Source organism: Clostridioides sp. ZZV14-6345 (genome assembly GCF_020657775.1).
Classification (GTDB): Bacteria; Bacillota; Clostridia; order Peptostreptococcales; family Peptostreptococcaceae; genus Clostridioides; species Clostridioides difficile_D.
In genome coordinates, this window is record NZ_JAGWCX010000017.1 from 56,652 (window position 1) to 63,429 (window position 6,778).

The 6,778-nt window shown below is 27.0% G+C and carries 8 protein-coding genes; all 8 read right to left on the minus strand.

The window, feature by feature from the left end:
* Nucleotides 1–63 precede the first annotated feature (63 nt).
* Complete coding sequence (locus tag KGF39_RS06560) at nt 64–1,452, minus strand: two-component system sensor histidine kinase (RefSeq protein WP_227821654.1); 1,389 nt, start codon at nt 1,450–1,452, stop codon at nt 64–66.
* Between the two features lie 134 nt (nt 1,453–1,586).
* Nucleotides 1,587–2,345, minus strand: a complete 759-nt coding sequence (locus KGF39_RS06565; RefSeq protein WP_227821655.1) for a lantibiotic immunity ABC transporter MutG family permease subunit — start codon at nt 2,343–2,345, stop codon at nt 1,587–1,589.
* A 1-nt stretch (nt 2,346) separates the two neighbouring features.
* On the minus strand, nt 2,347–3,063 hold the full coding sequence (locus tag KGF39_RS06570; RefSeq protein WP_227821656.1) for a lantibiotic immunity ABC transporter MutE/EpiE family permease subunit: 717 nt from the start codon (nt 3,061–3,063) through the stop codon (nt 2,347–2,349).
* Between the two features lies 1 nt (nt 3,064).
* On the minus strand, nt 3,065–3,772 hold the full coding sequence (locus KGF39_RS06575) for a lantibiotic protection ABC transporter ATP-binding protein (RefSeq protein WP_227821657.1): 708 nt from the start codon (nt 3,770–3,772) through the stop codon (nt 3,065–3,067).
* Nucleotides 3,773–3,890: 118 nt separating this feature from the next.
* Complete coding sequence (locus KGF39_RS06580) at nt 3,891–4,427, minus strand: hypothetical protein (protein WP_227821658.1); 537 nt, start codon at nt 4,425–4,427, stop codon at nt 3,891–3,893.
* A gap of 101 nt (nt 4,428–4,528) precedes the next feature.
* Complete coding sequence (locus KGF39_RS06585) at nt 4,529–5,599, minus strand: DUF4097 family beta strand repeat-containing protein (RefSeq protein ID WP_227821659.1); 1,071 nt, start codon at nt 5,597–5,599, stop codon at nt 4,529–4,531.
* Entirely contained in the window at nt 5,592–6,521 is a 930-nt protein-coding gene (locus KGF39_RS06590) for a DUF1700 domain-containing protein (protein WP_054273330.1), read from the minus strand. Before KGF39_RS06590 ends, KGF39_RS06585 begins: the two co-directional genes overlap by 8 nt.
* The coding region (locus KGF39_RS06595; protein ID WP_095892259.1) for a PadR family transcriptional regulator at nt 6,508–6,778 on the minus strand (271 nt) is incomplete at its 5' end. The genes KGF39_RS06595 and KGF39_RS06590, both read right to left, overlap by 14 nt.

The window sequence follows — 6,778 nt, forward strand, 5'->3', positions numbered from 1 at the left end:
TATCCATTTTATAAATACCTATGAATCATAAAATTTAGGTATTTACAAAATGGATATTATTTATTAAACCATTGGTACTTCAATTGTTACCATAGCACCACCAGTTTTTACAGAATTTTCAATATATAAAGTCCCATTATGTTTTTGTACAATATTATTTACAATATAAAGACCCATTCCATAATGAGATTTAGAATTTCTACTCAAATCTCCTGTGTAAAACTGTTCTGTAGCTTTTGACAAATCTACTTTAGAAAAACCACCCCCACAATCTGTAATTACAAATTTTAAGTATTTATTACTTGCTGATATACTTATGTATAGTTTACTCTGACTTGGTGAATAATCTATAGCATTTGAAATTATATTCATAATAGCTCTGAATAATAATTCTCTATCTATAGTTATGTTTTTAGGCAAATTATCTTGTTTAGAAAACTCCACATCTAAGTTTTTGGTACTAGCTAATGCTTCTATTTGAACTAAAACATCTTTTATAAACTCACTGACATTAATTACTTCTTTATTTAATATATAGCCACTCTCTGTTTTTGATATGTCTATTAGAGTATTAATATATTTTTCTATTTGGGTGACACCCTTTGAGATATATTCCATGTACTCTAATAACTCAGGATTTTCATTTATTTCAATTAATAGGTCAGTATTTCCATGTATAATTGTTAATGGTGTTTTTATATCATGTGCCAATGCAGATATCTGTTCCTTTCTATTTTCTTCCAACATCCACTGTTTTTCTAAAGAATCTTTTAATGCCAACTTCATTTTATCCATAGAAAAAAGAACATTATTAATTTCATAAATTTTACTAGATTCTACAACAAAATCTAAATCCTGTTGTTCTATTTTTTCTGTAGTATTTTTTAAAAGTTCCATTTCAATATTGAATTTCTTTCCAAATAATTTTGATAATATAACAATTTCAATAAAAAATATTATACTAAAAATAATCATCCCCAACATCTCTGGTTTTGGTAAATGTGCTCTTAAAACTGGAGAACTAAATTCTGATACTAGTTTGTATTTTATTATAAAGACTTCATCTTTTTTAAAAAACTTTATATAACTTTCCGAATATGCATGCCTTTCTTCAATGTCTCTCATTAAATTCCATACTTCTTTTGATTCTTTTTTATTAAAAGTACCTGAAATTAAATTCCCATCTAAAGTATAGACCCCATACTCATATAAATTTGGAATTATATCTTCAGTTACTTTCTCACTTGAAATAATCTTTTCTTTATATTTATTAAATTGTTTTTCTGCATAATTAGCTGGTAATATTATACCTGATGATAATAATACAGAAAACGATAACATCAAAAAGAGTGCAAGTAAAATTGTCATAATAAAGAATAAAGATAAATATTTTATAAAAATAGTTCTTAACTTTTCAACTTTTTTGTTGTTAGATTTTTTACCTCCAAGCATTTGTACCATGTCCTCCAATAGTTTAATTAATTCATAATTAATACCTAACCAGTTTTTTATTTGATTATTTTATATCTTTTTATTGCTAAGTTATATTTTAACATAATAATATAAATAAACAGTCAATTTTTATTCTATTCTTCTGATTTTTTACCTTCCCATTTAGAAAACCAAATACATAAAATTACAAATGCTAAAATTGTTACAAAACCACACATTAAACCTGTTGATTGATATGCTTTTATTGATTCAACCTTTATATATTCAACCGTTTTAGAACTTGAAAAAGACGACCAAATAGTTATAAATCTAACACCCCATGCACAAGGAAAATACTGCCAAATACCAGAGCCCAATCCAGTTAGTAATAATGCTGAAAGTAACATTTCAACTATACCAACTCCAATTGATGCTCCTTTTCCGAACCTTAAACTTAAGAATAAATGTAATATATATTCGAATAAACTACACCCAATTAAAATTAGGATTGAAATCATATAAAAGCTTGATGTAAAATAAGCCTCAGATATACCAAATTTAAAACCTAGTACCGACACTAATGTTGCTACAAAACCAAGACATACTAGGATTATATATTTACTTATAATAGTAAGATATTTTGGATTAGATGTTGTTAACATATGTTTATAATTTCCTGCATAATATTCTTGTTCAACAAACATTGAACACACAACACCTGACAATAAAGGAAAAGCTATTGCTATAACTTGTAAATATGCTACTATCTTTAGTATATTATCAGCTCCTGAAACCTTATAATACCATAAAAATAATCCCATTCCCATTAAAGCCATGCAAATGTGCATTAGTATTATAAAATGTCTCTTTAATTTTATTAAATCAGAACAAAATATTCTTATTAGTTGTCTCATATTACTTCACCTCTTTATTATTAAACCAAGCCCTTGTAGCTAAAGCAAATAATGCAAATAAAATAACAGATATTAATACTCCTGGTAAAATAACACCATTATTTAAAAGTTCACTTCCCTCTGGTACAGGAAGCCCATTTGGCAGAATATGCAATACAACAGCCATTAATCTTGAAGGAATTGAATATGGAAATACATACCACATTCCTGTAGTTGAGAAAACAGAAACTCCAACAATAGTAAAAAACATATTTATTAAAACTGTAACAAAAATCCCAAATTTTGAAGCTAAAAACATACAAAGAGGAATCTGCCACATAAATAGTAAAACAATTAACATGGTTGCAATAATATTTTGACTTATTGAAATAGTTTCTTTATAGATTATCCCAACAAAAACTACACCTATTGCAGAAATAATTGATGCTATAAAACAACAAATAATACAGTAAATCATTTTTCCAGTCCAAACGTCTTTCATTTCAATTGGCAATGGTAAAATACCACGATATTTACTTTTTTCATCTTTTAATACTATTAAAGAACATATTAATGTTAATGCTCCTGGAAGAAATGTCGTATACCACCAGTTGAAAGCAGCATTTTGCCCTCCACCTAGTCCACAAAAAAGTATACAAAACACTGGAACTATCCATATCAACTTCATTCCAAAAGTTCCTTTCATCTTTTGAAATTCCACTCTAATAAATCTTTCCATATTACTCCCCTCTCTTTCTATTTTCAGCTACAACTTTCATAAAAAGTTCTTCTAAGTTTTGTTCTTTTGATACTTCTCCTTGATAACCCATTACTCCATTAGAAATTATTCCGATTTCATCTACAACTTGTTCAACTTCAGACAAAATATGGCTTGATAAAATAACTGTAATTCCTTGTTTTGGAAAAGAACGAATCAATTCTCTAAGTTCTTCAATACCAATAGGGTCAAGACCATTTGTAGGCTCATCTAAGATTAAAAGTTTTGGGTGATTTAATAATGCAATAGCAATACCAAGACGTTGCTTCATACCTAGAGAGAATTGGCCTGAACGCTTTTTAAAAGTATCTCTTAAATCTACAGTCTCTAAAACTTCTTCAATACGAGAGTCAGGAAGACCAAGTAAAGTAGTATGAATTTTTAAATTTTCTTGTGCTGTTAAATTTTCATATATAGCAGGAGACTCAATAAGAGAACCAATATTTGATAAATCCTTTCTACTCCATCTATGTCCCTCAAACATTATTTTTCCTGAAGTTGGATTTAAAATCCCAGTTATCATTTTTAATAAAGTAGATTTCCCAGCTCCATTTGGTCCTAACAATCCATATATAGAATTAGGTTTAATTGCTAGTGAAATGTTATCAACTGCCATCTGCTCCTTAAATTTTTTAGAAACTCCTTTTACCTCCAAAATATAATTACTCATAATTTTCATCCTTTCTTTTGTCAAACTTATTTACAAGAATCATTCTAAATCATAAATATAAGGATTTTATAAGAATTAAAAAATTACAAAAAAAGATGTGTTAAAAAACACATCTTTTTTATCTTAACTCTATTAATTTTCCATTGTAGTATATCTCTACTTCTTCAATCCAAATACTATTATATTCTTCTTGGATGACATTTTTAATAATATTATTTATAGTATATATTATATTTTGTTCATTCAAATAATCATCCTTCCAAGAAACTCTACTTTTTTCATCTGGTTCTATCAAGTTTATTTTAACAAGATTATCTTTTTCCTTAACTTCTACTTCCATGTCTAAACCATTAAAATACTCCTTTGATAATGTGTCTAAGATTAATCGTAGTTTATCTTTAAGTGTACTTTCTTCATCAATCTGTAAGTACTTCACTATTTTCTCATCCTTTGAAATTATCTCTATGGGTATTTTAGTAGTCTTCTTAGAATTAATCATTTTACTAGTTGTTTCTTCTTTGACATCCTCATCCTTCTTTACAACTGCTGACTCTTTAGAATCAACTAGCTCAACTGCACTGATGCTATAATCCATACATGCTGTACTCAATAAAGTAGTAGCAATTATTAAAAAACTTACTGCTATTTTATTCATAAGTATCCCTCTCCTAATTCTCTTTCGATACTTATTATACCATAGTATAGATTATATTTTTATACTTTTAGAGCAATTTATCAATTATTACAGTAAATTATTTACAGTTCTAGTCTATTTGTATTTATTTTTATAGTATACTCTTTCTCTAAATTCGACATATTTTTATTCAAAATCCCTTTTATTTCCCTCATATTTCTATACTTGTTGCTATGTCCTTCACTATGTTCATAATCATATGAATCATTGTTATATTCTTCATCATTGTTGAATTCTTCAATTACTTCTTTTGACTTTATATCACAATTAAATTTATACTTATTTACTGGTATATCAAGGCTTACCTTAGAATTTGGAACTTCTATATCCAAATGCTTAGCAATTGGCATATTAGAATGTAGGTTAAATTCATTATCATAATTTGAACTTCTACCTATTTTCTCTTTTATATTTACATTTTCAGGTATATACTCTTCTATATTATTGATAAATACATCTTCATCATTTGGATATATATCTAATGACTCTGATTCTATATTTACATTTTTAACACCTAAAATTGACTTTGTTGACAAATCAATACTACTATTAGATATTAAGTTTAAGTTTTCTAGTCTATTTACTTTATTTTCTGTTATAGCTCTACTAAAACCTCCATAAGAAGTTTTATATGTTATATTATTTGAAGCTACATTATCATATACAAATAAGTACGAACTTATACTTGATGCATTTATGTCTACATTATTTGGTACATATATTATAATTTCTCTATAATCATGTGAAAACATACTATTTATGGATGTATTTAGTAATTGGTCGAAATTTTTAATCCTTTTAATTTGATTTTCATATTTTCTTTCGCCTTTTACAACTAAAGTCTTATCTTTTAAAGTTACACTGTATTTGTAAAATTCATTATTTCCTCTTGTTGTCACACGCACATCTTCACTTGAACTTTTCTTTATCGTAACATTTATATTGTCAACAGATACATCTAACTTGTCAATATTTACTTTTTCTTGATAGAGTTTATTTTCTTTTTTAAATTCAGCTTCCTTTTCTAGCCCAAAGTTTATTAAGCTTGGCATAACTAAAATCCCTGACCATGTTGTCCCAATTATACCTATTACCAATAATACTGCAGCAAATATGGCAAGTTTCTTATTCATGTTTATCTTCTCCTTTCTTATCATCTATATCTTCAAAGTCTTTATACATCGCTTCAAAATTTATACTATCATCATTATAGTCATCAGTTTCTTTGATACTGTCTTTTTTTATATTGTAGTAGTCATCACTAGATAAATCTTCATTAACATCTTTATTCAAATCTTCATCATTTAAAGTCTCTTTATTTCTTCTTTCCATCTTTTCATTTGCATTTATATAAATATTTTTTCTCTTTATCCAATTTATATAACTGCCTAGTAATTGCTTCCCTAGTTTTATAACGAACAACAAAATTTGCCATGCAAGTATCTCAAGTCCTATAAATCCTATAGTTGCAAAGATACAAAACATCGTAACATCTGGCACCATTGATATAAATTTAATCACAAATGGAATTGATATAACAAAAGCAATTAATGTACAAACTAATCCAATAGCAACTGATATAACAGCACATATAAATGCAAATGCTGGAACAATCAAAAATAAAGATAGTACTACTAATAATACCTTTATAACTTGTCTAGACAAACCTCCAACACCCTCTTCTATACTTGGTGTAAGTTTATCATTTATATTTTCTTTTGATTTATTGTACTTTTCCTTAGCTTCATCTTTTAATACAGAATAACCCTTTTTCATATCTGATTTAAATTTACTAAATTTATCATTTAAAACATCTGTATTTATTATTTTTTCCTCTTCAATGTTTTTTTCCTTAGTCTGTAGAATAAGTTCTTTAGCTATAGATTTTGGTGAACCAAGTGATGCTATTATCTCCATATCACTCTTTCCCTCTATAAGACCATCTACAAAATACTCTTCATAATCTCTCAATATATCATTAACTTCGCTCTCAGAAAAATCTTTTTTTAGATAATCCTTTAAAATTTCCAGAAACTCAGTTTTATTCAAGTTCATTACCTCCCTCATCTTCACTTATTAAAATCTCAACAGCCTTTACAAATTCTCTCCACTCTTCCATCAGATTGGATAAATTTTCTTTTCCTAGTGAAGTTATTCTATAGTATTTTCTAGCAGGACCCTCATTAGATTCTAGTATATATGTTTCGAAATACAAATCTTTTGTAAGTCTTCTTAGAATAGGATATATTGTTCCTTCATTTACATCTATAACTTTAGAGATGTTATGTACTATTTCATATCCATACATATCT